The 25,251-nt window shown below is 56.7% G+C and carries 25 protein-coding genes; 4 read left to right on the top strand and 21 right to left on the bottom strand.

The features are described 5' to 3' along the window. Window positions 1–17 precede the first annotated feature (17 nt). The 3 genes from N7922_RS22760 to fdhF all read right to left on the bottom strand — a co-directional run bounded on the left by N7922_RS22760 (window position 18) and on the right by fdhF (window position 4,110). Window positions 18–1,211, bottom strand: coding sequence for an MFS transporter (locus tag N7922_RS22760; RefSeq protein ID WP_263098395.1), 1,194 nt, complete (start codon window positions 1,209–1,211; stop codon window positions 18–20). A 267-nt stretch (window positions 1,212–1,478) separates the two neighbouring features. Further along, window positions 1,479–1,631: a Hok/Gef family protein gene (locus tag N7922_RS22755; protein ID WP_263098394.1), complete on the bottom strand. Its 153-nt coding sequence runs from the start codon at window positions 1,629–1,631 to the stop codon at window positions 1,479–1,481. A 331-nt stretch (window positions 1,632–1,962) separates the two neighbouring features. Beyond that, window positions 1,963–4,110: a formate dehydrogenase subunit alpha gene (gene fdhF, locus N7922_RS22750; protein WP_263098393.1), complete on the bottom strand. Its 2,148-nt coding sequence runs from the start codon at window positions 4,108–4,110 to the stop codon at window positions 1,963–1,965. A 257-nt stretch (window positions 4,111–4,367) separates the two neighbouring features. On the opposite strand from fdhF, the gene N7922_RS22745 reads away from it, so the two are divergent. Then, complete coding sequence (locus N7922_RS22745) at window positions 4,368–5,099, top strand: response regulator (protein ID WP_263098392.1); 732 nt, start codon at window positions 4,368–4,370, stop codon at window positions 5,097–5,099. 21 nt (window positions 5,100–5,120) lie between these two features. On the opposite strand, the gene N7922_RS22740 is transcribed toward N7922_RS22745, so the two are convergent. The 6 genes from N7922_RS22740 to N7922_RS22715 are packed head-to-tail and all read right to left on the bottom strand — an operon-like array spanning window position 5,121 to window position 11,243. Beyond that, window positions 5,121–6,128 (bottom strand): carbohydrate kinase family protein, encoded by a 1,008-nt coding sequence (locus N7922_RS22740; RefSeq protein WP_263100985.1) that lies wholly within the window; start codon window positions 6,126–6,128, stop codon window positions 5,121–5,123. Next, the gene (locus tag N7922_RS22735; protein WP_263098391.1) at window positions 6,125–6,985 is read right to left on the bottom strand and encodes a ketose 1,6-bisphosphate aldolase; all 861 of its coding nucleotides are present in this window, start codon (window positions 6,983–6,985) and stop codon (window positions 6,125–6,127) included. Before N7922_RS22735 ends, N7922_RS22740 begins: the two co-directional genes overlap by 4 nt. Window positions 6,986–7,010: 25 nt before the next feature. Continuing rightward, window positions 7,011–7,697: a D-lyxose/D-mannose family sugar isomerase gene (locus N7922_RS22730; protein ID WP_263098390.1), complete on the bottom strand. Its 687-nt coding sequence runs from the start codon at window positions 7,695–7,697 to the stop codon at window positions 7,011–7,013. A gap of 52 nt (window positions 7,698–7,749) precedes the next feature. After that, window positions 7,750–8,691 (bottom strand): ABC transporter substrate-binding protein, encoded by a 942-nt coding sequence (locus N7922_RS22725; RefSeq protein ID WP_263098389.1) that lies wholly within the window; start codon window positions 8,689–8,691, stop codon window positions 7,750–7,752. 34 nt (window positions 8,692–8,725) lie between these two features. Further along, window positions 8,726–9,727 carry an ABC transporter permease subunit gene (locus N7922_RS22720; RefSeq protein ID WP_263098388.1) on the bottom strand — a complete coding sequence of 334 codons (1,002 nt, stop codon included), beginning with the start codon at window positions 9,725–9,727 and terminating at the stop codon, window positions 8,726–8,728. Next, window positions 9,720–11,243: a sugar ABC transporter ATP-binding protein gene (locus tag N7922_RS22715; protein ID WP_263098387.1), complete on the bottom strand. Its 1,524-nt coding sequence runs from the start codon at window positions 11,241–11,243 to the stop codon at window positions 9,720–9,722. Before N7922_RS22715 ends, N7922_RS22720 begins: the two co-directional genes overlap by 8 nt. Before the next feature lie 125 nt (window positions 11,244–11,368). On the opposite strand from N7922_RS22715, the gene N7922_RS22710 reads away from it, so the two are divergent. The 3 genes from N7922_RS22710 to yjdP all read left to right on the top strand — a co-directional run bounded on the left by N7922_RS22710 (window position 11,369) and on the right by yjdP (window position 16,099). Next, entirely contained in the window at window positions 11,369–13,933 is a 2,565-nt protein-coding gene (locus tag N7922_RS22710; RefSeq protein WP_263098386.1) for an ATP-binding protein, read from the top strand. A gap of 295 nt (window positions 13,934–14,228) precedes the next feature. Then, window positions 14,229–15,692 carry a bifunctional metallophosphatase/5'-nucleotidase gene (locus tag N7922_RS22705; RefSeq protein WP_263098385.1) on the top strand — a complete coding sequence of 488 codons (1,464 nt, stop codon included), beginning with the start codon at window positions 14,229–14,231 and terminating at the stop codon, window positions 15,690–15,692. 83 nt (window positions 15,693–15,775) lie between these two features. Continuing rightward, on the top strand, window positions 15,776–16,099 hold the full coding sequence (yjdP, locus tag N7922_RS22700) for a DDRRRQL repeat protein YjdP (RefSeq protein WP_263098384.1): 324 nt from the start codon (window positions 15,776–15,778) through the stop codon (window positions 16,097–16,099). A 5-nt stretch (window positions 16,100–16,104) separates the two neighbouring features. On the opposite strand, the gene N7922_RS22695 is transcribed toward yjdP, so the two are convergent. The 12 genes from N7922_RS22695 to N7922_RS22640 all read right to left on the bottom strand — a co-directional run bounded on the left by N7922_RS22695 (window position 16,105) and on the right by N7922_RS22640 (window position 24,751). Beyond that, complete coding sequence (locus N7922_RS22695; protein WP_061498629.1) at window positions 16,105–16,446, bottom strand: low molecular weight protein tyrosine phosphatase family protein; 342 nt, start codon at window positions 16,444–16,446, stop codon at window positions 16,105–16,107. Window positions 16,447–16,649: 203 nt separating this feature from the next. Continuing rightward, entirely contained in the window at window positions 16,650–17,408 is a 759-nt protein-coding gene (phnP, locus tag N7922_RS22690) for a phosphonate metabolism protein PhnP (RefSeq protein WP_263098383.1), read from the bottom strand. A gap of 59 nt (window positions 17,409–17,467) precedes the next feature. After that, complete coding sequence (gene phnN, locus N7922_RS22685) at window positions 17,468–18,019, bottom strand: ribose 1,5-bisphosphokinase (RefSeq protein WP_263100984.1); 552 nt, start codon at window positions 18,017–18,019, stop codon at window positions 17,468–17,470. Continuing rightward, entirely contained in the window at window positions 18,016–19,152 is a 1,137-nt protein-coding gene (phnM, locus tag N7922_RS22680) for an alpha-D-ribose 1-methylphosphonate 5-triphosphate diphosphatase (protein WP_263098382.1), read from the bottom strand. Before phnM ends, phnN begins: the two co-directional genes overlap by 4 nt. Then, entirely contained in the window at window positions 19,149–19,835 is a 687-nt protein-coding gene (phnL, locus tag N7922_RS22675; RefSeq protein ID WP_061498622.1) for a phosphonate C-P lyase system protein PhnL, read from the bottom strand. The genes phnM and phnL overlap by 4 nt, the downstream gene beginning before the upstream one ends. 10 nt (window positions 19,836–19,845) lie before the next feature. Then, entirely contained in the window at window positions 19,846–20,604 is a 759-nt protein-coding gene (gene phnK / locus N7922_RS22670) for a phosphonate C-P lyase system protein PhnK (RefSeq protein ID WP_263098381.1), read from the bottom strand. Next, window positions 20,601–21,449, bottom strand: a complete 849-nt coding sequence (locus N7922_RS22665) for an alpha-D-ribose 1-methylphosphonate 5-phosphate C-P-lyase PhnJ (protein ID WP_263098380.1) — start codon at window positions 21,447–21,449, stop codon at window positions 20,601–20,603. The genes phnK and N7922_RS22665 overlap by 4 nt, the downstream gene beginning before the upstream one ends. After that, on the bottom strand, window positions 21,442–22,509 hold the full coding sequence (locus N7922_RS22660) for a carbon-phosphorus lyase complex subunit PhnI (protein ID WP_263098379.1): 1,068 nt from the start codon (window positions 22,507–22,509) through the stop codon (window positions 21,442–21,444). The genes N7922_RS22665 and N7922_RS22660 overlap by 8 nt, the downstream gene beginning before the upstream one ends. Then, entirely contained in the window at window positions 22,509–23,093 is a 585-nt protein-coding gene (gene phnH / locus N7922_RS22655) for a phosphonate C-P lyase system protein PhnH (protein ID WP_263098378.1), read from the bottom strand. Before phnH ends, N7922_RS22660 begins: the two co-directional genes overlap by 1 nt. Further along, complete coding sequence (phnG, locus tag N7922_RS22650; protein WP_263098377.1) at window positions 23,090–23,542, bottom strand: phosphonate C-P lyase system protein PhnG; 453 nt, start codon at window positions 23,540–23,542, stop codon at window positions 23,090–23,092. The genes phnH and phnG overlap by 4 nt, the downstream gene beginning before the upstream one ends. Continuing rightward, the gene (gene phnF, locus N7922_RS22645) at window positions 23,543–24,268 is read right to left on the bottom strand and encodes a phosphonate metabolism transcriptional regulator PhnF (RefSeq protein WP_263100983.1); all 726 of its coding nucleotides are present in this window, start codon (window positions 24,266–24,268) and stop codon (window positions 23,543–23,545) included. 147 nt (window positions 24,269–24,415) lie between these two features. Then, complete coding sequence (locus tag N7922_RS22640; protein WP_263098376.1) at window positions 24,416–24,751, bottom strand: zinc ribbon domain-containing protein YjdM; 336 nt, start codon at window positions 24,749–24,751, stop codon at window positions 24,416–24,418. Between the last annotated feature and the right edge of the window lie 500 nt (window positions 24,752–25,251).

The following is a 25,251-nucleotide window of genomic DNA, read 5'->3' as shown; positions in this document are numbered from 1 at the left end:
TCACGGAGGGATTTTTTTTACCGTTTCCCGGCCATTCCCCTGCTAACAATCGCCAGAAAGGCCATACCCACGGGCACCAGCGATCCCCAGAGTACGGCGTTCCAGCCAAACGCATTCAGCAGTGCGCCGGAGGAAAAAGAGCCGACGATCATCACGCCGAAGACAATAAAATCATTCAGCGATTGCACCCGGGTTTTCTCTTCAGGACGGTGGAAGTCGATGATTTTTGCCGATGCGCCGGTAAAGCCGAAGTTCCAGCCCAGCCCCAGCAAAATAAGCGAAACCCAATAGTGCGCCACTCCGGTTCCCGACAGACCCACCGCCACCGACAGGGCGGTGATCAACAACCCCGCTGCGCCAACCTGGTGTGCGCCGAAGCGGTTAATCAGCTTACCGGTAAAGAACCCTGGCCCGTACATGGCGATCACATGCCACTGCAAACCGAGATTGGAGGCCTGTAGCGAAATGCCGTGTATATGCATCGACAGAGGGGCTGCGGTCATTAGGAAATTCATCACCATGTATGAAACCGCGCCGCCAAAGACGGTGCGCGCAAAGCCCGGCTGGCGGACAATGTCAGACAGCGGTCGGCCACCGCGGATGGCTTCCGGCGTGGGAGGCGGCGATATCACGCCCATCAGCACCAGTGCGGAGATGGCCGCTACCGCCGCCTGGGCAAGAAAGGTCACGGCAAAGGTATGGGCAGGCCAGAGATCCAGCGTGGCGGTGACCAGCATCGGCCCGAGCACGCCCGCCGCTACGCCGCCGCCCATCACCAGTGACAACGCTCTGGCGCGCCGCTCTTCCCCCACGCCATCTGTGGCGGCGAAACGGAACGATAAGGCCACGGCGGCGTAAGCGCCCCCCATAAACGCAGCCAGGCAAAAGAGCGTAAATGTGCCCAGCACCACCGCCAGCGCTGCTGTCAGCCCGGTCAGCACCCCCAGCGCCGTGCCTGTCATAAATGCCGCTCGCCTGCCTTGGCGACGGGCAAGCGCGCCGAATGGCAGAATGCTCGCCGCCATACCCAGCACAAAGACCGTGACCGGCAGCGTGGCCAGTGTGCTGCTCGGGGCAATGGTGTTGCCGACAATCGCCCCGGTGGCGTAGAAGACCACCGAATTCGCCCCGGCCAGCGCCTGCGCCGTTGCCAGACGTATGATGTTCTTATTCTGCTGACTTACCGGCAGCTCCGTTTCTGATAATTTCAAGGCGATACTCCGGGGGGATCCTGTCCGTGACATTACACGAGCGGAGGCGTTGCTGCACTCACATAGCAGATTGCGCTGTTGCTCGCGGCGACAATCATTGAAGAGGGAATCCTCATCCCATTTATCGTTCCCGTTCCGGTAAAGTACGCCTGACGCGGGTCGTATAACGTTGTCACCCGCATACAGAATGCAGAAAGTGATAAATTGGGTGCATTAAGACCTCTCCCCCCACCAGGAAAAGCTGGCGGGTTTCCCCACCAGCCAGGTTTAGCCTGCTATGCAGGCTAATTTTGCCGCCACTTCCTGATGCTGGCTCTTTATTTTTAACTCACAGAGTCTCCCCTGATTAATAAAGGCGAACAGCAGGATTGTTACACAAACAATTAATAGAATGCCTAACAAATATTTCAATGGCGTCATGCCTTTTACTCCTTGCAATAAAAAGAATAAGAGGCTAACCTTCCACCTGTCGAGGGTGTGAGGGTTAGCCCCGGGTTTATGGAAACATAGCCCGGGGCTTACTACTTCCCTTCCTAAACATAATAATGCTTAAGTCAGAAAGCCTTAAGCACCCGCCCGATATCATAATTTCACGCGTCAGAAAAGAAAGATGTAATTCCCCTTTCGATAAATTACATATTTTATGGAATCGCGATCCCGAATAATTAATTCGCTTCGTATATGTGCTGAAATAAATAAAAAGCGGAGTGAATTAATCACTCCGCTTTAATAAGATGACTACTGTCGGTTATTAACCCAGTGCGCTTTCACGCAGGCGGGTTTTTAACTTGTTGTACTCATCTATCACATACTGCTCGGCGGCGCGCTGATCGGCAATCGGTTCCACACGCACGGCGCAGTATTTGTACTCCGGTGTTTTGGTAATCGGGCTGAGGTTTTCCGTCACCAGCTCGTTACAAGCGCCAATCCACCATTGGTAGGTCATGTACACCGCACCCTTGTTCGGACGCTCGCTAACCTGCGCGCGGGTGATGATCCGCCCTTTGCGCGAGTTCACCCACACCAGCGCTTCATCTTCAATGCCCAACCTTGCGGCATCGGCCGTGTTGATTTGCGCATAGCCCGGTTCATCCGCCAGCGCGGCCAGTGCGGCGCAGTTACCGGTCATGGAGCGGCAGGAGTAGTGGCCCACTTCACGTACGGTAGACAGCACCATCGGATACTCTTCCGTCAGTTTATCCTTCGGCGCAACCCAGTCGCAGGTGAAGAACTTCGCCAGCCCGTTCGGGGTATCGAACTTCTCTTTAAACAGATAAGACGTGCCCTGATCGGCATCCGATGTATCGCGACACGGCCACTGAATGTAACCCAGCTCACCCATTTTTTCGTAGGTAGCGCCGTAGAAGTCCGGGCACAGATGACGCAATTCGTCCCAGATTTCCTGCGTGTTGTTGTAATGCATCGGGTAACCCATGCGGGTGGCGATCTCACTGATAATTTGCCAGTCCGTTTTCAGGTCCCACTTCGGTTCGACCGCTTTAAAGAAGCGCTGGAAGCCGCGATCCGCTGCGGTGTAAACACCTTCATGTTCACCCCACGAGGTAGACGGCAGAATGACGTCCGCCGCCGAGGCGGTTTTGGTCATGAAAATGTCCTGCACAATCACCAGATCGAGTTCTTCAAACGCTTTACGCACGGCGGACAGTTCAGCATCCGTTTGCAGCGGATCTTCGCCCATAATGTAAGCGGCGCGCACTTCGCCATGCGCCACGCGATGCGGCAACTCGCTGATGCGATAACCGGTATGCGCAGGCAGACTCTCCACACCCCAGGCCTTGGCGAATTTCTCGCGGTGCGCATCCTCTTTCACATATTGATAGCCCGGGAACGTATCCGGCAGCGCACCCATGTCGCAGGCACCCTGAACGTTATTCTGACCACGCACCGGGTTGACCCCAACATGGGCTTTCCCCAGATTCCCCGTCAACATGGCGAGGCTGGTCAGCGAACGCACGGTTTCAACGCCCTGATAGAACTGTGTGACACCCATACCCCACAGAATCGCCGCCGTTTTGGCGCCAGCGTACATGCGGGCGGCCTGGCGGATCTCCTGCGCGCTCACGCCGGTAACATCCTCAACGGATTCCGGGGTGTAGCCTTCGACAATCTTCCGGTACTCTTCAAAGCCTTCTGTACGGTTGGTGACGAACGCCTGGTCGTACAGGTTTTCTTCGATAATCACATGCCCCATTGCGTTAAGCAGGGCGATATTCGACCCGTTTTTCAATGCGACGTGCATATCGGCAATGCGCGCGGTTTCGATTCTGCGCGGATCGCAGACGATGATTTTCGCCCCGTTCTGTTTCGCCAGAATAATATGATTGGCGACGATAGGGTGAGAATCCGCCGGGTTGTAACCAAAGATAAACACTAAGTCCGTGTTATCAATTTCATTAATGGCATTACTCATCGCGCCATTACCGACCGATTGGTGCAGACCTGCAACCGAGGGGCCGTGTCAGACACGAGCGCAGCAATCGACGTTATTGGTTCCAATAACGGCGCGCGCGAATTTTTGCATTATGTAGTTGGTTTCATTACCCGTACCGCGGGAAGAGCCGGTGGTCTGGATAGCATCCGGACCGTACTTCTCTTTGATCGCTTTTAAGCGCCCGGCGACATAATCGAGGGCTTCATCCCAGGACACAGACTCCAGTTTGCCGCCACGCTGGCGGCGGATCATCGGGGTTTTCAGACGAGGCGTCAGGATTTGGGTATCGTTAATGAAATCCCAACCGTAGTAGCCCTTCAGACAGAGGGTACCCTGATTGGTCTTCCCCTGTGCTGCCTCCGCCCGAACGATTTTGCCGTTATCGACCACCAGATGGATCTTGCATCCCGAGGCGCAATACGGGCAAACCGTGACGACTTTTTTCATCACTTTCGCTCCAGTTAACATTGTCGCCCCCCATTATGCATCTTCTATGCCATAGCGTTATTGGGGGTATTGACTGATATTACGGCGGATATTTGGTCAAAATACTGACGAAACGCAGGTCATCGTCAAAAGTGACGTGTCGAAAGGCGAGGGGGATGTGACCGTGATTAAAAAAACGGCATTTATTCACTGCATTTATCTCTGGCTACCAACAGAATGGATCACACTTAGCCCAATGAAGCCTGCGGACGCGACTGATGAAACCTGCGATTTTGGTGGTGGATGACGATACGGCGGTGTGCGCACTGCTGGAAGATGTGCTTAAGGAGCATGTCTTTACGGTCTACGTCTGTCATAACGGGCTGGATGCGCTGGCGCTGGCTGGCGAGAAACCGGATATCGCGCTGGTGCTGCTGGATATGATGCTGCCGGATATCAACGGGTTGCGCGTGTTGCAGCAGTTGCAAAAGCAGCGGCCTGAACTGCCGGTTGTGATGCTTACCGGTTTAGGCAGCGAGTCGGATGTGGTGGTCGGGCTGGAGATGGGCGCAGACGATTACATTGGTAAACCGTTTAATGCGCGCGTGCTGGTGGCGCGGGTTAAGGCCGTGCTGCGCCGCACTGGCGTACTGGCCGCCGAAACGCCTGCGGCGAAATCCGCCGGTTTCCTTTTTAATGGCTGGCATCTCGATCCTGAACGCTGCGAGCTGTTTAACCCGCAGCAGCAACGGGTGGCCTTGACGCAGGGCGAATACAGTCTGCTGCTGGCGCTGGTGCAGAACGCGCGCCGGGTGTTGAGCCGCGAACAGCTGCTGACGTTAACCCACAGCGAAAGCGTGGAGGTCTTTGACCGCACCATCGACGTACTGATTATGCGGCTGCGACGCAAAATCGAAGCGAACCCTCACCAGCCCGGTTTTATCAAAACCCTGCGTGGCCTGGGCTACGTATTTGCCGCAGATGTTGCCCATAACCACCAGGCGGCGTAGGTTATTAACGCGCGCCGGACGTTACGCCGGAAGATCCATCTCCTGTTGCAACGCTTCCAGCGTTTTTGCGCCATCAATCGCGTTGGCGCACAGCAGACTGGCGCGGGCGCAGGCGTGTGCCAGACGGACGCTGGCCTGCAACGACCATGCCTCATGACAGCCATATAAAAATCCGGCGCAGAACGCATCCCCCGCGCCAACACTGCCGATAATTTCCGCCTGACTTAACATGCGCGAAGGGATCCACTCGCCTGTTTGCCCGGCGGCTTCGCCCCACGCACCTTCCGGGCAGTGGATCACCACCCGTTGTTTCACCCCTGCCGCCAGCAGTTTTGCCGCCGCGAGGGAAATATTGTCGATATGCGGCCCGTCGTCCGCGGTGCGCATCTCCAGGCCGCTGAATTCTCCGGCTTCCAGTTCGTTAATCACCAGATAATCGAGATGCTTCAGACACGGCAATACCAGCGGCTGATAGCGCGGATCGCCCTTGCGCGACACCAAATCCAGCGAGGTTTCGTAACCCTGCTCACGCATTTGCGCCAGCAGACGCGCGCTGCGGGTGCCAAATGTCTCGTCCGGCATATCCAGGCTGTCGAGCAGCAGTAAATAGCCGAGATGGAAGATTTTCATGCTGCTATCAAGGCGCTCGAAGGCAGGCAGATCCAACAGGCGATTGGCTCCTGGCGAGTGGAAAAAGGTGCGCTGCCCGGTGGGATCGGTCATCACTTGTGACATGGAGGTCGGCGCGGCGTGAGTGCGTTGCACATGCTGGCGGTTGACATGGTACTGCTCAAGCATCGCCATAATATAGTCGCCATCGCTGTCTTCACCCACCAGCCCCACTGCCTGCAACGGCATGCCGGTGTGCATTTTCGCCAGCGTCAGCAGCACATTAAGCGGCGCGCCGCCGGTCGACCGCTCGCTGTGGGTGATCTCCGCCAACCAGCCGCGCTCCGGCCACTGCACAATTTGGTGGACATGGTCGACCAGCATATTTCCCGCCGCGATAACCCCTTTACGGTCCATCAGATTTGCCCCGCGCTGCCAAAGATCCGCATCTGCCCGGCAACGGTATCGGTTATCGCTTCTTCGATACCCAGCAGCAGTTGCGCGAACTCATCGTACAGCGGCTGGCGGTTTGCCATTTGCTGCTCAATGGCACCCAGCGCCGCCTGTGACATGCCGGTGTAGAAGTTGATTTTGTGGATGCCGAGCGAAATAGCGCGCCGGAAATCCGCATCGCTGATGCCGGACCCCCCATGCAGCACCAGCGGCAGTCCGGTCTGCTGGCGAATTGCATCCAGCCGTTCAAAATCGAGTTTCGGCTCGCCTTTGTATTTGCCGTGGGCATTGCCGATAGCCACGGCAAGGGTGTCGATACCGGTGCGATCCACAAAGTCCCGCGCCAGTTGAGGATCGGTAAAGTACGCTTCATCGGCGTGACCATAGAGCGCGCCGCCTTCATCACCGCCTACCGCCCCCAGTTCCGCCTCGACCGAAACGCCGACGGCGTGGCACATCTTCACTACTTCCCGGGTCTGGCGAATATTCTCTTCATACTCCAGCGTGGAGCCGTCGAACATCACGGAGCTAAAACCGAGACGCAAAGCGCGCACCACCGACTCAAAATGCAGACCGTGATCGAGGTTCAGCACCACCGGAATGGCGTGGCGGGCGGCTTCAAACTTCACGGCCTCAACCAGTGAATCCAGCGAGATATATTTAAAATGCACTTCAGCAATATTGATAATAAACGGCGAGCGCTCCTGCTTTGCAGCGGCGAAGAGGGCGCGCAGAAAGTGGGAGTCGAGCACGTTAAACGCACCTAAGGCGTAGTGATGCTCGCGGGCGTGCGCCAGCCCGTCGGCAAGAGAAATCATCGGCATAATGGCCTCCTTCTACACCGGATAGTTAGCTCAGAAACAGGTGGTATTCGTTGCACAGCACCAGCTGTGCCGGTTCGTCTTCCAGCACGTGATTGAAACGATCAAACGGTTGCAGAAAGCGGTTGTCATGTTCGTCATCATTCACTGACGACACTTCACCAACCAGCACATCGCCGAAGCCCGGTTCGCCCCAGAAGCTGTGATACAGCCCTGGCGTCAGCGTGATGCTTTCCCCTGGTGAGAGGCGCAACTGGCTGCCTGCTGCGTGAGTCTGAATGCAGCCATCAGTGACCACGGTAACGTCGCGCATGTCTGTTTGTTCGTGCGCGTCGGCGTTCCACAGTTCAATAATTAAATTACCGCCGCCGCGATTAATGATGTCTTCGCGCTTACGCCAGTGAAAATGCATCGGCGTGACCTGTGCGTCGCGCACATGCATGATTTTTTCCGCATAGCACTTTTCATACGGCGTGCCGTTGGGCGAACCGTTGCGCAGGGTAAACAGTGTCAGACCCTGAGCGGCGAAGTTCGATCCGCCAAAGGCGGTGACGTCCCACCCTAGTTTCAGATCGAAGACTTCGCGCCAGGCTTCCCGATCAAGTTGTTGCCATTTGGTCGGCGGAAAGTTGGCGAACGGCGGCAGGTGCACATCATGCATCGAGAAAAACTGCCGCGTATGACCGAGAATTTCATTAATCGCAGAGCGTTTCATGGTATCCCCTGGGTTGGCGTTCCCTCTCCCTTGCGGGAGAGGGAGATGTACCTTATTTAACCGTCCAGCCTTTGTAGCTGCCGACATTCTGTTTATCGATCAGGGTCACCGGGATCAGCACCGGCGCTTTGGGTGCCGGTTTGCCCTGCAGGATGTCATAACCAATTTCCACCGCGCGGGCCGCCATCACTTGCGGATCCTGCGCCGGAGTGGCGACAAACAGTGAGTTTTTACGTTTCAGCGCCTCTTCACCGTCCGGACTGCCATCGACGCCGACAATAAAGAACTCGTTACGCTGCGCCTGTTTCGCTGCCAGATCCGCGCCGATCGCCGTCGGATCGTTAATCGCGAAGACGCCATCGATTTTCGGGTTCGCGGCCAGCAGCGAGGTCATCACCTCCAGCCCGCCTTCGCGGCTGCCTTTGGCGTTTTGGTTATCAGACAGCACCTTAATATCCGGGTGGCGTTTAAACTCGGTCTGGCAACCTTCGACACGGTTCTGCACCGCGGAAACCGGCGGTCCGTTGATGATCACCACATTGCCTTTGCCTTTCAGGCGGTCGGTAATGTATTTACAGGCGATTTCGCCTGCCTGGGTGTTATCGGAGGTGATGGTCGCGTCAGCGCCTTCTGCGGCAACGTCTACCGCCACCACCACAATACCGGCGTCTTTGGCGCGTTTTACCGCCGGGCCAATGCCTTTGGAATCGGCGGCGTTGAGAATGATCATGTCGACTTTGGCGGCAATAAAGTTATCAATCTGTCCTACCTGCTGGCCCAGATCGTAGCCGCTGGAGACCAGTGTGACTTTGACTTTATCGCCTGCCAGTTTGCGTGCTTCCAGCTCCGCGCCTTTGGTGATCTGCACGAAGAACGGGTTCGCCAGATCGCCCACCGTGACGCCGATGGATTTCAAATCTTTGGCCTGCGCAAAAGGTGCACTGGCCAGCAGAGCGCCAGCGCAGAGCGCAGTGACAAGAGGTTTAAGACGCATGCTGTAATCCTCGCTTCTGTTTTGTAGGGTTTCGTTATGCTGCCTGATGATGCCGGGTGCGGTATTTGTCGATCAGCACCGCAATGATGATCACCGCCCCTTTGATCACCAATTGCCAGAAGTAGGAGACGCCCATCAGCGTCATCCCGTTATTTAGCGTGGCGATAATCAGCGCCCCCACCAGCGTACCGGTGATGGTGCCAATGCCGCCGACAAAGCTGGTGCCGCCGAGGATCACCGCCGCGATCGCGTCCAGCTCATAGCCCATGCCGAGATTGCCGTTGGCGCTGTACAGGCGCGAGGCGCTCATCACCCCGCCCAGCCCCGATAACAGGCCGCTCATGCCATACACGAACAACAGTACCAGCCACACCTTAATGCCGGTCAGCCGTGCGGCCTGCATATTGCCGCCGACCGCATAAATATGAACCCCGAGCGTGGTGCGGCGCAGAATAAACCAGCACAGTGCCACTACCGCCAGCGCGATCACGACCAGCCACGGCACCGGGCCAAGGTAGTTGTTGCCCACCCACTCAAAACTGATGTCGGAGTTGATCACCGTCGTGCCATCGGCCAGTAAATACGCCGCCCCACGCAGCGCCGTATAGGTGCCGAGCGTGACGATAAATGGCGGCAGCCCGGCAAACGCGACCAGCACACCGTTAAACAGGCCGAGCAACAGGCCGAGCATCAATGCCGCCGGGACCGATAGCAGGGCGAATTGGGGGATCAGTGACACCACCATTGCCGCCACCGCCGTGGTGCCGAGAATTGAGCCGACCGACAGGTCGATCCCGCCGGTGAGGATGATGAAGGTCATCCCGGCCGCCAGCACAATATTGATTGACGCCTGACGGGTGATGTTCAGCAGGTTGCTTTCGGTGAAGAAGTTCGGTGCAATAAAACCGAAAACGGCGACGATCAGGATCAAAATCGGCAAGATACCGACCGTTTGCATCAGATCGCCCATCAGCATCTTTTTCGCGGAAGCCGATTTCGCCACGTGTACGGCGGCATTGTCTTTGGAGTCAGTCATGAGGCACCGCCTGGTGATGAGAGTCGTTAACGCCGGTGGCCAGCGTCATAATGTTTTCCTGGGTGATGCTGTCGCCGTGCAACTCGCCCGCAATACTGCCTTCGCGCATCACGTAGACGCGGTCGCTCATGCCGACCACTTCCGGCAGTTCGCTGGAGATCATCAGAATGGCCACGCCCTGACGCGCCATCTGGTTCATGATGCGGTAGATCTCGCTTTTCGCTCCGACATCGACGCCGCGGGTGGGCTCGTCAAGGATCAGAATGCGCGGGCCTATCGCTACCCAGCGGGAGATCAGTAATTTTTGCTGATTGCCGCCGGACAATCCGCCCGCCCGTACCTGCGCATGCGGGACGCGAATATTGAGCAACTTGATGGCGTCATCGGAGATGGTCTGCGCTTTTTTGCGGTTAAGCATGCCCCAGGCCGCGTCGCGTTCCAGCGTTGCCATGGTGATGTTCTCCTGTGCCGCCAGTTCAAGGAACAGGCCCTGCTCTTTGCGGTTCTCCGTCAGGAAACCAATGCCTAAATCAATCGCCGCGCGCGGGGAGTGGATCACTACCGGTTCACCGTCGATTTCGATCATGCCGCCAGTGGCTTTACGTACGCCAAAGATCAGTTGCGCCAGCTCTGAACGCCCGGCGCCCACCAGCCCGGCGAGACCGACGATTTCCCCGGCGCGGACGCACAAACTGACGGGCTGAATTTTTTCAGCGTCGGTCAGGTGATGAATGTTCAGCCGCGGGTTACCGAGCGGAATATCGCGCTCTTTATTAAACAGGTCGCTTAACGGACGCCCGACCATCATGCGCACCAGTTCGGAGGCATTCAGTTTGTCGCGCGTCAGGCTGCCTACGTACTGCCCGTCGCGCAGCACGCTGACGCGATCGGAAAGTTCATACACTTCCGCCATGCGATGGCTGATATAGATAATGGCCATCCCTTCGTCGCGCAGACGCAAAATGAGTTCAAACAGGCGGTGTGTTTCGCGGGAGGAGAGGGCGGCGGTGGGTTCATCCATCACCAGAATGCGGCTGTTGCGGTGCAGCGCGCGGGCGATTTCCACCTGCTGTTGTTCGGCGATGGTCAGCTTCATCACCCGATCGGTGGCCTTAAAATGGGCACCGAGACGGTCAATGACGGCCTGCGCCTGGGCGACCATCTCTTTGCGTTGTACCAGCCCGCCGCGCGCCAGTTCGCTGCCCAGAAAGATGTTTTCCGCCACGGTCAGATTGGGGGCGAGTTGCATCTCTTGGTAAATCAGGGTAATGCCCGCTGCCAGCGCATCTTTCGGCCCTTTGATGGCGTAGGGCTGTCCGTCGATCAGGATCTCGCCGCTGGTGGCACTGTAAGCGCCGGCAAGGATCTTCATCAGCGTGCTTTTTCCTGCGCCGTTCTCGCCCATCAGCGCATGGATCTCACCGGGCCAGACGGTTAAATCCACCCCTTTGAGCGCAAAGAACTTGCCGAACGCTTTGGCAATATTGCGCATCTCCAGTACGGGCATGTTGCTCATGTCCTGGCTCCTGAGAAGAACGATATCCGCACTTCATCACACGTTGGTAAATGCAAAATGTCAGAAGCTGTTCATATTTGTCATAGTGACGTTAAGAAACTGTTTAATCCTCTCCTGGAGCCGCTATGCCGTATCGCGCGAATTCGTTTTTCGCCAGCACACGTGGGCGATTGCTGTTCTTCAACTTACTGGTGGTGGCGGTAACGCTAATGGTCTGCGGCGTGGCGGTGCTGGGGTTTCGCCATGCCAGCCAGATCCAGGAGCAGGTGCAGCAGCAGACGCTGGATGATATGACCAGCAGCATGAATCTGGCGCGGGATACCGCCAGCGTTGCCACGGCAGCGGTGCGGTTGTCGCAGGTGGTGGGGGCGCTGGAATACAAAGGTGAAGCGGAACGGCTGGAGGCAACCCAACACGCGCTACAGTACTCGCTGAACCAACTGGCGAATGCGCCGCTGGCGCAGCAGGAGCCGCAACTGGTGGCGCAAATCACCCGGCGTAGCCATGAGTTGCAACAGAGCGTCACCGAGATGCTGCAACGCGGGCAGCGTCGCCATCTGGAACGTAATGCGCTGCTCAGCTCGCTGTACCAGAACCAGAGTTATTTGCGCCACCTGCAACAGGTGAATGCCCGTGATGGCGGCAATGTTCCTGATAAACGGTTACTGGAGGAGATGGATCGGTTAATTATTGCCGCAATTCAGACCCCTTCGCCGCGTCCCACCGTCCGGCAGCTCACCGATATCATGGGGCAGTTACCGCAGCGCATAGACAATTCCGCGGTGGGGTTTATTTTGCCGGATTTCAGCGCCGAACTGCGCAAGCTTGACCCGTTGTCGCTCCAGCTTGAAGAGAGTGATTTGGCGATCAGCTGGTCGATGTTTCATATCAAAGCGCTGGTGGCGCTGTTGAACAGTGATATCAACCGCTATGTTGCCGCTGTGGCGCAGGCCTCGGATCTGCGTACTGTTCAGCGCCATCAGGAGATGCGTTCCATCATCTTCTTTATCAGTGGCTTTGCGCTGCTGGCGCTGGTGATCACCGGGTTCGCCGGGTGGTATATCTACCGTAATCTGGGCTCCAATCTGACGGCGATTTCACGCGCCATGTCGCGGCTGGCCCATGGCGAGCAGGATGTGTCGGTACCTGCGCTGCAACGTCGTGATGAGCTGGGTGAACTGGCGCGTGCCTTCAACGTGTTTGCCCGTAATACCGCCTCGCTGGAGCACACGTCAAAGCTGTTAAAAGAGAAAAGTACGCAACTGGAAACCACTTTTCACGCCATGCGCGATGGGTTTGCGCTGTTTGATAACCAGGGCTGCCTGGTGGTGTGGAATCCGCAATATCCGCTGTTGCTGGGCTTAACGGCGCAGGCATTACAGCGCGGTCAGCACTATCAGATGCTGCTGCGGCAGGTGAGCGACTTCCCCGCGCACGTGCAGGAGAATCTCGCCCGCCCGCTGCCGAAAGCGCAGGAGTTGCGCCTGGCGGATAACCGCACGATCGAACTGCGCTTCAGCCCGGTGCCGGGGCGCGGGATGGTCAACGTGGTGCTCGATCGCACGGAACGTAAGGGGCTGGAAGAAGCGCTGTTGCACAGCCAGAAAATGAAAGCGGTAGGGCAGCTTACCGGCGGTCTGGCGCATGATTTCAACAACTTGCTGGCGGTGATTATCGGCAGCCTCGAACTGGTGGATCCCGCTTCACCGGATGCCCCGCGTATTTCCCGCGCCCTGAAAGCTGCCGAGCGAGGGGCGTTGCTCACGCAGCGGCTGCTCGCATTTTCCCGCAAACAGTCGCTGCATCCGCATGCGGTAGAGATGCAGCCTCTGTTAGAGAACCTTGGCGAGCTGATGCGCCACTCGCTCCCCACCACGCTGGCGCTGGACATTGAAGCGCAGCACCCGGCGTGGCCTGCCTGGATAGATGTCGGGCAACTGGAGAATGCGATCATCAATCTGGTGATGAATGCCCGCGATGCGATGGAAGGGCAAAGCGGTGTCATTAAAGTCCGGACCTGGAACCAGCGCGTCACCCGCCGTGACGGGCGCAAACAGGATATGGTGGCGCTGGAAGTGATCGACCATGGCTGCGGGATGTCGCAGGAAGTTAAAGCGCAGGTGTTTGAGCCCTTCTTTACCACCAAACAGACCGGCGGCGGGAGCGGGCTGGGGTTGTCGATGGTCTACGGCTTTGTGCGTCAGTCCGGCGGTCGGGTTGAAATTGAGAGTGCGCCGGGGCAGGGCACCACGGTGCGTTTGCAACTCCAGCGCGCGACGGTGCAGGCGCTCAGTCATGCGGAAGCTGATCAGGCGCAGGTGCGCGACACCAGCGACACGCTGATTCTGGTACTGGAAGATGAAGCCGATGTGCGCCAGACGCTCTGTGAACAGCTCCATGAACTGGGCTATCTGACGCTGGAGGCGGAAAGCGGTGAACAGGCGTTGCAACTGCTGGAAGCCTCGCAGGAGATCGGCATATTGATAAGCGACCTGATGCTGCCAGGGCGTTTAAGCGGGGCCGACGTGATTAACGCGGCGCGCCAGCACTACCCGCAATTACCGTTGCTGCTGATTAGTGGCCAGGATCTGCGCCCGGCACATAACCCCGCGTTGCCAGACGTTGAACTGTTGCGTAAACCTTTCACCCGTGTGCAGCTCGCGCAGGCGCTGCGGCGTATTGCGGCATAAAACAGAATCTGAAAATGAACGCTATTTTTCTGGTGAAGAAAAAAAAGCAGAGTAAATTTTAGCGTGTTATTTCTGGTGATGCTCTTCACAGACCCTGAAATAACACTCTTGTCCTTCCTGTTGATGCCGGATAAATTGGATTTATCAGGGTTGTTACTCTATTAAGGCTAAACCTGAAATCCGCTTACTCCCCGTTTCGACGGCTTTTGGATTTCAGGTTTTTTTTGTTTTTATTTATCATGAATATGCATGAATAATATCAAAATATAGTTGAAAATAATAAAGGGAAGATAGAATGAAAAAATGGCTGTGTTGTAGTTTGCTTATTATTACCTCTTTTTCACTCAGCGCCCGCGACGTCACGCTAACCATACTGCATACCGGCGATACGCATGGGCGGGGCATGAGCGAAGAGGGGATTGGTTACGGGAAAATAAGTGCTTATGTAAAGGAAAAGCGTAATACAACGGATAACGTCCTGTTTCTGGACGTCGGCGACGCGGTCAGTGGCGTACCGGTTACCGATTTATCGCTCGGAGAGACCAATATTACCGCCATGAACAGGATGGGCTATGATGCTTTTACGCCGGGCAATGCCGATTTTATTTTTGGCGGACAGACGTTGCTGGCGCTGAATAAAAAAGCCCGTTTCCCTTTTGTCTCGGCGAATATCTTATATCAGGGTAAACCGGCATTTACCCCCTTCATCATTAAGAATATTGGTGGGATGAATGTGGGGATTATTGGTGTTTCCCCATTGAATGCCATGATGGCGACAACAGAAAGTAAATTGTCCGGTTTTTCGGTCAGTGATCCTGTTACGGCAGTGAAAGAGACGGTGGCAGCGATCAAAAATAAAACCGATGTGATTATTGTGCTGGCGCATTTGGGCAAAGTTGACCCGGACGTGAATATCGACAAATTGATTGCCGCCGTACCGGATATTGATGTGGTTGTTGACGGTCATGACCATATTGAGGTGAGAAACGGCGTGCAACTGGGTAATACTGTCATGGTCAATGCCGGGCAGTATGGCGACTTTCTGGGCGAGCTGACGTTAACCTTCAGGAATAACCATCGGGTAGACTGGCATGAACGCCTGCTGGATAAAACGGCGCTTGCCGGGATGACCGCCGATCAGGATGTCGAAACCTTTATCCGCCAGCAACAGGCTCGAAACGCAGAAACGTTAAGCAATATCGTGATGACATTGCCTTTTACGCTGGACGGAAAACGCGAACATGTGCGCTCAGCGCAAACCCATTTGGGCGCATTGCTGGCCGACGCAGAACGGGAATACGCCAGTGCGGACATCGCGTTTACCGTGGGCGCTTTTCTGCGCGACAGCCTCAGTGCCGGGCCGGTGTCTTACGGGCAGTTGTTGAAAGCGCTGCCCTTTACTCTCCCGCTGGTCACCCGTGAGATGAGCGGGAAACAGGTTAAGGATTTTATCGAACATAACTATACGGAAAAGCAGCTGATTTCCGGCGCGTATGCTCACGTGAGCGGCATAACCTTTGCGGTAGATTTCAGTCGGCCGGTTGGCGACAGGATGACCGACATTCGCGTCAATGGCGCGCCGCTGGAGGTCAATCAAACCTACCGGGTCGCCTGTAACGAGCAGGTAAGCGATTACGGTATCCGCGAGATTGCCATCCGCGATCGTTACGAGGTGACGATGGCGTCGCTGCTGAGCGAATACGTGAATAAGCATGCCGATCTGCCGCCACCGCAACCGCGCGTGCGCCTTATCCCGTAACGCCAGGGATTTGAGATTTCTCCGCTACTCGCCCGCCATGGCGTAAATTAACGTACAGCCAGTCACCTTTTGAGACTGGCTTTATGAAACGTTACGCGACAGCGCTGTTAGTCGGCGCACTTTCTCTCAGTGGTCAGATGGCCCATGCCGATATTATCGACGATGCCATTGGCAATATTCAGCGCGCGATCGGTGATGCGTATAACACGGATAACAGTCGGGATGATGATCAACGTTATCAGGACGATAGCGTGCGCCGCGACGACCGCAGCCGGCGCTATGAAGATCGCCGCAGACAACTGGAAGACCGACGCCAGCGGCTTGACGATCGCCAGCGCCAGCTCGACCAGGAGCGACGCCAGCTTGATGATGAGCAGCGCAGGCTGGAAGACGATTATGACCGCTAACGGCGTTATGCCGGAACGCGTACGCGAAGCCCGAGTCGTGCCGGGACAATATCTTCCAGCAGGGCGACCAGTTGCGGATCCATAAAGTGGTAATGGTCGGGAATATCCAGCACATGCACCGGTTTATGCTGCATCAACCGGCCAAAGTCGGCCATAATTCGGCTCTTGTGCTGTTCTTCCATTACGCAAATAACATCTGCCCAGGAAAGAATGGCAGGGGAAACCGTTTTTCTTGCCTGGCGTTGAGTACCGGCGGAGCGGGCATTGAGCCCGGGATAGCGACGAAAAACCTGCTCAGCCGTCGGGCTGCGCCATTGGTTTCGGCTACAAATAAAAAGCACATTCATGGCAGGTTATTACTCATTAATGCCGCGTAGTGCGAATTACTACCTGATCACACGCGGGTATTTAAGACCCGTTGCGTTGCGCGCAACAACTTTTCGGTGCGAGTCTGTACGCTTTATCCCTCAAACTACCTCTTTACAGGCTGCGTTTGCTTATCCCGGCTCCATCGGGAAATACCGGGACGAATATAGCCATATTGTGCGGTCTAATCCAGCACAATCCGCATGCCATCATACCCTGCTTCGAACCCCGTCGGCAGCGGGTTTTTCATCATCCATTGATCAAAGACATGACTGATATGGGTTAAGATCACTCGCGGGCAGCGAATCACCGCATTCAGGGCGATAATCGTGGTCAAATCACTGTGATTTTTTGGCGTTTCCGGGCGGGGTTCATAACTACAATCTATGATAACCACCTGCGGATGATTATTGAGCAAAAACTTCAGCGTCTTATCGGGAAGACCCGCCGTATCGGACAGCCAGGCCACCCGGCTGTGCGCGGTTTCAAGCAAATAGCCGAACGTTAATTTCGAGTGATTCAGCGGCAAAGGCGTGACCTGCAACCCCTGCAGATCGAAGACCACAAACGGCTCGACGGTGTGACTGAAATCCAGCAAACCGGGATGCTTAAACAGGTCGTCGCAGCCTTGCTCATCCGGCGGACCGTAGACCGGGATTTTATCGCCCACGCCCCAACGCAGCGGGAACAGGCCCTGCACATGATCCATATGGTAGTGGGTTAACAAAAATTGTTGAAACGCGCCTGCCGGAAACTGCTCCATCAAATCAGGGATCCCGGCATCCAGCAGTGTTACTGCGTCATTAAACCGGACGACGGCGCTACAGGGCTTGCGGCGATGCGCCGCGTTTTGCCGCGCGCGATGGCAGGCGGCGCAGTGGCAACCAAATACCGGCACTAACTGCGCGCCGCCCGTGCCAGTGAGGGTGATTGTTAAGCTCATACGACCCCTTACAACGGTTGGGCTCACGTAATCGGCGCAGGCAAGCTGCGCCGCCATCATTACGCACTTTTCCCTTGTTGCGCGCGTATCAGCGTGACCAGTCCTTCAACTGACTGTAGCAAACTTCCGTCATTATTGAGCGTCAGGCAACCTGTAGGGGTGTAGCGTGCGGCTCTTTCCAACCGTGCGGCGATTTCCGCCGCATTTTCCCGCCCGCGTTTTTCCAGCCGCTGGCGCAAAATATCTGCGGATACCTGTACATGCACTGGTACCAGCACGTCGCTATACTGCGCCAGCGCCTGCGGAAGATGCCCACGGGAACCGTTCACTACCACATCAAACCCGGCTTGCAACCAGAGATCGATCTCTGCACCAATGCCGTAGTAAAAGCCGTTGGCATGCCAGCTCAGCGTGAAAAGATGCTGTTCAGCGCGGGTGAAAAACTCCTTTTCGCTCAGTGCAATATGGTTCTCGCTGCCCGCGCTGGCCGGGCGCGTGATATAGCGGTGCGCCACCAACAGTTGCGGGTGCTCCCGCTGGCGAAGCGCCGCCAGCAGGGTATCTTTCCCGGCGCCGGATGGCCCCATCAACCAGATCAGTCTGCCCATCAGAACACCCGTGTTCCCTGACGCCAGACGTGATCGATATGCACATGGTCGCCTTTGTGATGCACTAGCACCAGATCCGCCCGTTTCCCTTCGCCAATCACGCCGCGATCGCTGAGGTTCAGCGCCTGCGCCGGGTTTTTCGTCACCAGACGGATCGCCTGCGGCAGGCTGAAATCGTTCTCTTCATTGACCGCAATGCGAAACGCAGCATCCAGCAGGCTGGCGGGATAGTAGTCGGACGACAGCACATCCAGCAGACCGAGCTGCGCCAGCTTGTGCGCCGCCACGTTACCGGAGTGCGAGCCGCCGCGCACAATGTTCGGCGCGCCCATCAGAATGCTCATACCATGTTCACGGGAGGCTTCTGCTGCTGCGAAAGTGGTGGGGAATTCCGCAATCACGCTGCCCAACTGATGGGACTCCACCACATGCTCACGCGTGGCGTCATCATGGCTGGCCAGCGGCAGGTTGCGTTCCCGGCAATGGGCGGCAATCGCCTGCCGGTTCGGCTGAGACCAGCGCGCAGCCAGTGCCAGTTGCTCTTGTTCAAACGCATCCATCTGTTCGTTGGTGAGATGGTACTTACCCTGATAGTAATCACGGTACTTCTCGTAGCTGGCGTACTGACGCTGACCCGGCGAGTGATCCATCAGCGACACCAGCGTGACGGGTTCGCGGCTAACCAGTTTTTCAAATAACGGCAGCGTGGTGTGATGCGGCAATTCACAGCGCAGGTGCAGACGATGCTCCGCGCGGTTCAGGCCGCGTTTTTGCGTCTCTTCCACGGCGTTAATCATTTTTTCCAGATTCTCCAGCCGATCGCCGCCGTCGCGCACATCGCCAATCGCGACCGCATCCAGCACGGTGGTGATGCCGCTGGCGACCATCAGCGCGTCGTGGCTGCTCATTGCCGAGTGTGCAGGCCAGTCCACTTTCGGACGCGGCGTGAAGAATTTATCCAGGTTATCGGTATGCAGTTCGATAAGGCCCGGCAGCAGCCAGCCGCCGTCGCCGTCGTGCGCGCCGGGCTGGCGGCTCTGGGTTTCGGCGAACGTGCGGATCATGCCGTCGCGGATCTCCAGCGATCCGTTAACCACTTCATTTTCAAGGATCAGTTTGACATTGTTGATGATCATGCGTGAATTCCCATCGGATACAGACGGTCGGCAACGTGTTCACGTACTGCGCCATCGTGAAAGATGCCGACAATCGCCGCACCGCGCGCTTTTGCCTGCGCGATCAGTTCAACGACGGCGGCGCTGTTTTTCTCATCCAGCGAAGCGGTAGGTTCATCGAGCAGCAAAATCGGGTAGTCGACAATAAAACCGCGGGCGATATTGACGCGCTGCTGTTCACCGCCGGAAAAGGTGGCAGGAGCGAGGTGCCATAAGCGTTCCGGCACATTGAGCCGCGCCAGCAACTGACCTGCTTTCTGGGCGCAGACATCGCGTGGTACGCCCTGTTCCAGCAGGGGTTGCATCACCACATCCAGCGCACTGACGCGCGGGATCACCCGTAAAAACTGGCTCACCCAACCTATGGTGTGACGGCGGACTTCCAGCACTTTACGCGCCGGGGCATGCACCAAATCCACCCATTCATCGCCGTGCTTCACATGGATATGACCGGCGTCCGGCAAGTAGTTGGCATACAGGGAACGCAGCAACGTGGATTTCCCACTGCCGGAGTGCCCGTGCAGCACCACGCATTCTCCGGCATCCACACTCAGCGAGGTTTCGCGCAGTACGGGCAGACGCACCCCGTTTTGGTGGTGCAGAACAAAGGTTTTACTGACATTTTCCACACGTAAGACAGGCATTGGACACTCCTTAATTTTGTAATACCGAGGAGACCAGTAATTGGGTGTACGGATGATGCGGATCGTCGAGAACACGGTCAGTTAACCCACTTTCCACCACCTGACCCTGTTTCATCACCAGCAGGCGGTTCGCCAGCAGGCGTGCAACGCCTAAATCATGGGTGACCATCACCACGGCCAGGTTCATTTCCACCACCAGGCCGCGCAGCAGATCCAGCAATCGAGCCTGGACTGATACATCCAGCCCTCCGGTGGGTTCATCCATAAACACCAGCTTTGGCTGTGTGACGAGGTTGCGGGCGATTTGCAGACGCTGCTGCATACCGCCCGAAAACGTCGTGGGGAGATCATCAATGCGTGATGGCGGGATCTCCACATCGCTTAGCCACTGCTCCGCCGTGGCGCGGATCGCCCCATAATGACGTGCGCCGGTGGCCATCAAACGTTCGCCAATATTGCCGCCCGCAGACACCTGGCGACGCAGGCCGTCCAGCGGATGCTGATGCACCACGCCCCATTCGGTGCGTAGCAGTCGGCGGCGCTCGGCCTCGCTCATGGCGTACAGATTGCGGTTCTGATAGAGAATGTCGCCCTGCTGCGGCGGCAAGCGGGCCGAAATCGCGTTCAGCAATGTGGTTTTACCGGAACCGGACTCCCCGACAATGCCCAGTACCTCACCAGGCCAGAGATCGAACGACACATCGGTAAAACCTTTTCCCGGCGCATACAGATGCGAGAGGTGATTCACCGAAAGCAGCGGTTGGGTCATTTACGTAAAGCCTCGCTCTGTTGGCGGCAGTAATCGGTGTCGGAGCAGACGAACATCCGTTTACCGGTATCGTCCAGCACCACTTCATCCAGGTAGCTGTGGGTCGAACCGCAGATGGCGCAAGGGTGATCCCATTTTTGCGGTGCGAAGGGGTAGTCTTCAAAATCGAGGCTGACCACCTGCGTATAAGGCGGCACAGCGTAAATCCGTTTTTCTCGCCCGGCGCCAAACAGTTGCAGGGCGGGCATCATGTGCATTTTCGGGTTATCAAAAGCCGGAATGGGCGAAGGGTCCATGATGTAGCGGTCATTGACTTTCACCGGCCAGGCATAGCGGGTGGTGAAGTTGCCGAAGCGGGCGATATCTTCATACAGCTTCACCTGCATGACGCCGTACTCTTCCAGCGCATGCATGGTGCGGGTCTCGGTTTCGCGCGGCTCAATAAAGCGCAATGGCTCCGGAATCGGCACCTGGTAAATCAGAATTTGATCGGCGGTCAGCGGCGTTTCAGGAATGCGGTGGCGGGTCTGTATCAGCGTGGCGTCTGCGGTGCATTCGGTAGTTTCCACCCCCGTCACCCGACTGAAGAACTGGCGAATCGACACGGCGTTTGTGGTGTCGTCCGCCCCCTGATCGATCACTTTCAGCACATCGTCTTCGCCAATCACGCTGGCGGTGAGCTGAATGCCGCCGGTTCCCCAGCCATAGGGCATGGGCATTTCACGACCGCCAAACGGCACCTGGTAGCCGGGGATGGCCACTGCTTTGAGCAGCGCCCGGCGGATCATGCGCTTGGTTTGCTCATCAAGAAAGGCAAAGTTATAGCCGGTCAGCGCGTTAGCCACGGTGCTTCTCCTGTTGTAACTGTCTGAGCAAGTCCAGTTCAGCCTGGAAATCGACGTAATGGGGGAGCTTGAGGTGTGAGACGAAGCCCGCAGCTTCAACATTATCCGCATGCGCCAGCACGAACTCTTCGTCCTGCGCCGGGCTGCGCACCGGTTCACCGTAGTCGGCGGCTTGCAATGCGCGATCCACCAACGCCATCGCCATGGCTTTGCGCTCGCTCATGCCAAACACCAGCCCATAGCCACGGGTAAAATGCGGCGCCTCCTTCTCCGGGGCGACAAATCCGTTGACCATTTCGCATTCGGTCACCAGCAGTTCGCCAATATTCACGGCGAAACCCAGCTCTTCCGGCACAATTTCCACCTCGACATAGCCACTGCGGATCTCGCCGGCGAAGGGGTGGTTGCGCCCGTATCCACGTTGAGTGGAGTAAGCCAGCGCCAGCAAATACCCTTCGTCGCCGCGCGCCAGTTGTTGTAAGCGTGACGCCCGCGAGCAGGGGAAGACCGGCGGCTGGCGGGTAATGTCATCCGGTGTTGCGCCGCTGTCCTGCTCGGCTTTCGCCAGCCCTTCGTTGACCAGCAGGCTGAACACATGCGGCGTGGCCTCCTGCGGGCGGGGCTCCGCGGTGCGCAACGTGGGGGTGTCGCCTTCGGCAAGCAGGGCGAAGTCCAGTAACCGGTGGGTGTAATCGTAAGTAGGGCCAAGCAGCTGGCCGCCGGGAATATCTTTGTAGACCGCTGAAATACGGCGTTCTAAACGCATGTTTGCGCTGTCGATGGGTTCGCTAACGGCCAGACGCGGGAGCGTCGTGCGGTAAGCGCGCAGCAGAAAGATGGCTTCGACGTTATCGCCGCTTGCCTGTTTCAGCGCCAGCGCTGCCAGCTCGCGATCGGCGATGCCCCCTTCGGTCATCACCCTGTCCACCGCGAGGTGGAGCTGTTCGGCGACTTGCCCGACGCTCAGTTCCGGCAGTTCATTGTCGCCACGACGTTTGTGTTCCTGCAGAGTGTGGGCAGCAGCAATCGCCTTTTCGCCCCCCTTGACAGCAACGTACATCAGCACACCTCCACAAGCGTGGTTCTGGGGATAGCCAGCGCGCGGTCGCCGCAGGTCAGGATCACATCGATGCCTGTCGGGAACGAGTGCGGACGGTCGGTAAACTCATCGGTAATACACTCCGGCAGTTGCGGCGCAATCATGCGCTCTTCCCGAATGCCAGGCCCGGTGAGGCGCAGCATACGCCCGCCGCTCAGGCCAGGAAGTTGCAAGATCAGCGTGGCGCTGGTTTCCGGGCTGCTGGCGGTACCGCCAGGCAGTGCGCTGAGCTGCAAGGCGCTCAGGGTGTGATCGGCCACTGCGAACAGCGACTGTTGCGGTTGATCCACCAACGGTGCATTGGTGTGAAAACGCAGGTTCTGGCGGACCAGATCGTTGCTGAGCGCACCGGAGAGCCAGATTGGGGTGTCGTTGTCCACCAGCGTCAACAGTACGCTGGTGGAGGCCGGGTTGAGCGGCGGCCAACCGTGCTTCAGTTGCGGTAGCGAGACAATGACGCCCGGCTCGCTCATGGCTTTTAGCAGGCGGCGAAAACAGTGTTGGGCATCGTGAACCGCCGACGCGAATGCGGGTTGTAAGGTCATGCGTTATCTCCGCGAACCAGAGTAAAGAAGTCGACCCGGCTGGCGTTGACTTCGGCCTGGCGCGCGTCAATACGCGCAGCGCGGTCTGCTTCCAGCGGGGTAATAAGGGTTTCCATCAGGGTCTGATATTGGGTGGGATCCTGTAACAGCGCATCGCACACGGCGCAGCGTTCGGCATGACCTTTATCACGGCCCAAAACCCAGCTAAATCCGAGTTGCCCACCAGCAAGTTGAACCACGGCGCGGGTTAAGGTTGCATCGCCGGGAAAAAAACGGTCGCCGGTCGCGCCCATGCGCGCCTGAATTTGCACCAGCCCGGTTTGCGGCGCCCGTATTTGTTCATATTCCGGCGCCAGCCCGAGTGTGCGCATCCGTGCCCGTAGCATCTCCGGGGTGGAGCGGGCCAGCGTTGCCATCCAACGCTGACGGGTGGAGGTATCAAAATGCATTCAGTGCTCCATGGTGAATTCAATCATGTCGGCGCGCGTCAGGCTGACGGAGTACTCCGTTGCGTTGATTTCGCCTTCACGGTGATTAAGGGTGCGCACGCAGAGCAGCGGCGCCATCGTGGGGATCTCCAGCCAGCGGCTCTCTTTGGCCTGCGCGCGACGAGCGCTGATGCGTGTCTGGGTACGTTTCAGGCAGAGACCGGATTGTTCGCGCAAAAAATCGTGCAGCGAACCGCTATTGAACTGTTGCAGCAACGGCCACAACGACATGTCGCGGAAGTAGTGATCAATCAAGCAGAGCGCAATGCCATTCACGCGGCGGCGGGTGCGCAAGTGAATCACGTTATCTCCTTCCTGCACACCTAACGCATCTGCCACGTGGCTGGGTGCCGGACGCAGCACCGCCAGCAGACGCTCGCTGGTGGGATGGCTGCCTTGATCCAATAAGTTCTGGCTAAAGCGCGCCTGCGCATTGAGGGGGTAATCGAACGGGCGCATCAGCACCAGCACGCCAACGCCCTGGCGGCGCTGTACCCAGCCTTTTTCCACCAATTGATCGATGGCGCGGCGTAACGTGTGGCGGTTAACCTCAAAACGCGCCGCCAGTTGCTGTTCGGCAGGGAGCCAGTCACCGCAACGGTAGTTATTGCGTAGCTCCTGCTCCAGTCTGGCAGCAATTTCCTGATAACGTGTCGGGTAACTGGTCGGATGTCTGGATAAGTACATGGTCATCAACGCCCCGTAGGCCAGATAAGGTGTGGCCTTATGCTGCAGCGTTAATGTTTCATTTACGTTATACGTGGATTGCGGAGGGATGAATGCTGGTGGAGAGGGGGAAGTTATCTGGCGGGAAGCTGACTTCCCGCCGATACATTAGTTCTTTTTAACAAATTCAGATTTCAGCTTCATCGGGCCGAAACCGTCGATCTTACAATCAATATTATGATCGCCTTCCACCAGACGAATATTTTTCACTTTCGTACCGATCTTCAGCATTGAAGAACTTCCTTTTACTTTCAAATCTTTAATTACGGTCACGCTGTCGCCGTCGGCTAACAGGTTGCCATTTGCATCCTTGACGATTAATTCGTCGGCGTCGTGACTGGATTCTGCGGTGTTCCACTCATGTGCGCATTCCGGGCAAATGAACATGCCGTTATCTTCGTAAGTGTATTCGGAATTACATTGTGGACAGTGTGGGAGTTGCATAGGGGATTTCCTCAAAAGTACATACACGGCCAGCATTTAGCTGACACAAAAAGGCGCATTGCCTGAAAAGTCCGCAATTATACAGCAAAACCGCACTTTTGCCGTTGTTATTGTTTTTTTTCATAAAGGATAAAAAAGTGATAGCGGTGACATAACCTGTCATTCGCTTAAGCGATGCTTATCGCAGAAACGTTATCAGGATTATCTCATGCTTAATATTCGGAATATTTACGGGTGGAAATTGCCAGCATTTACTAATTCAGATATGGTGACAGGTAGTACCTGATGTAATTAGCTACAAACTGTCATACCTGCTGCCTCCAGCGCCACTGGGGGATAATTACCTCTCAATTTGGGTGGGTAAATACATGACGATATATCCTGGCTGTTTCCAAAAATGCGCTACGCTGAAATTCTCTGGTTTTTTATGACCGGAGGGGTGTTGCTGTCATTTTTTGAGATAAAAATATCATTTCCTGATTCCCATCAGGTATTTATCT

This window comes from Kosakonia sp. ML.JS2a (assembly GCF_025642095.1).
In the GTDB taxonomy this organism is placed as follows: Bacteria; Pseudomonadota; Gammaproteobacteria; order Enterobacterales; family Enterobacteriaceae.
Note: the sequence above shows the minus strand (reverse complement) of the source record. Positions and strands in the feature narration are given on the sequence as shown.

Excerpts from the sequence above, each read along its gene's own strand:
- N7922_RS22755 (WP_263098394.1), bottom strand. The coding sequence starts at position 1,631 with ATGACGCCATTGAAATATTTGTTAGGCATTCTATTAATTGTTTGTGTA.
- N7922_RS22745 (WP_263098392.1), top strand. The coding sequence starts at position 4,368 with ATGAAACCTGCGATTTTGGTGGTGGATGACGATACGGCGGTGTGCGCA.
- N7922_RS22735 (WP_263098391.1), bottom strand. The coding sequence starts at position 6,985 with ATGCCGATGATTTCTCTTGCCGACGGGCTGGCGCACGCCCGCGAGCAT.
- N7922_RS22730 (WP_263098390.1), bottom strand. The coding sequence starts at position 7,697 with ATGAAACGCTCTGCGATTAATGAAATTCTCGGTCATACGCGGCAGTTT.
- N7922_RS22725 (WP_263098389.1), bottom strand. The coding sequence starts at position 8,691 with ATGCGTCTTAAACCTCTTGTCACTGCGCTCTGCGCTGGCGCTCTGCTG.
- N7922_RS22720 (WP_263098388.1), bottom strand. The coding sequence starts at position 9,727 with ATGACTGACTCCAAAGACAATGCCGCCGTACACGTGGCGAAATCGGCT.
- N7922_RS22715 (WP_263098387.1), bottom strand. The coding sequence starts at position 11,243 with ATGAGCAACATGCCCGTACTGGAGATGCGCAATATTGCCAAAGCGTTC.
- N7922_RS22710 (WP_263098386.1), top strand. The coding sequence starts at position 11,369 with ATGCCGTATCGCGCGAATTCGTTTTTCGCCAGCACACGTGGGCGATTG.
- N7922_RS22705 (WP_263098385.1), top strand. The coding sequence starts at position 14,229 with ATGAAAAAATGGCTGTGTTGTAGTTTGCTTATTATTACCTCTTTTTCA.
- yjdP (WP_263098384.1), top strand. The coding sequence starts at position 15,776 with ATGAAACGTTACGCGACAGCGCTGTTAGTCGGCGCACTTTCTCTCAGT.
- N7922_RS22695 (WP_061498629.1), bottom strand. The coding sequence starts at position 16,446 with ATGAATGTGCTTTTTATTTGTAGCCGAAACCAATGGCGCAGCCCGACG.
- phnP (WP_263098383.1), bottom strand. The coding sequence starts at position 17,408 with ATGAGCTTAACAATCACCCTCACTGGCACGGGCGGCGCGCAGTTAGTG.
- phnM (WP_263098382.1), bottom strand. The coding sequence starts at position 19,152 with ATGATCATCAACAATGTCAAACTGATCCTTGAAAATGAAGTGGTTAAC.
- phnL (WP_061498622.1), bottom strand. The coding sequence starts at position 19,835 with ATGCCTGTCTTACGTGTGGAAAATGTCAGTAAAACCTTTGTTCTGCAC.
- phnK (WP_263098381.1), bottom strand. The coding sequence starts at position 20,604 with ATGACCCAACCGCTGCTTTCGGTGAATCACCTCTCGCATCTGTATGCG.
- N7922_RS22660 (WP_263098379.1), bottom strand. The coding sequence starts at position 22,509 with ATGTACGTTGCTGTCAAGGGGGGCGAAAAGGCGATTGCTGCTGCCCAC.
- phnH (WP_263098378.1), bottom strand. The coding sequence starts at position 23,093 with ATGACCTTACAACCCGCATTCGCGTCGGCGGTTCACGATGCCCAACAC.
- phnG (WP_263098377.1), bottom strand. The coding sequence starts at position 23,542 with ATGCATTTTGATACCTCCACCCGTCAGCGTTGGATGGCAACGCTGGCC.
- phnF (WP_263100983.1), bottom strand. The coding sequence starts at position 24,268 with ATGTACTTATCCAGACATCCGACCAGTTACCCGACACGTTATCAGGAA.
- N7922_RS22640 (WP_263098376.1), bottom strand. The coding sequence starts at position 24,751 with ATGCAACTCCCACACTGTCCACAATGTAATTCCGAATACACTTACGAA.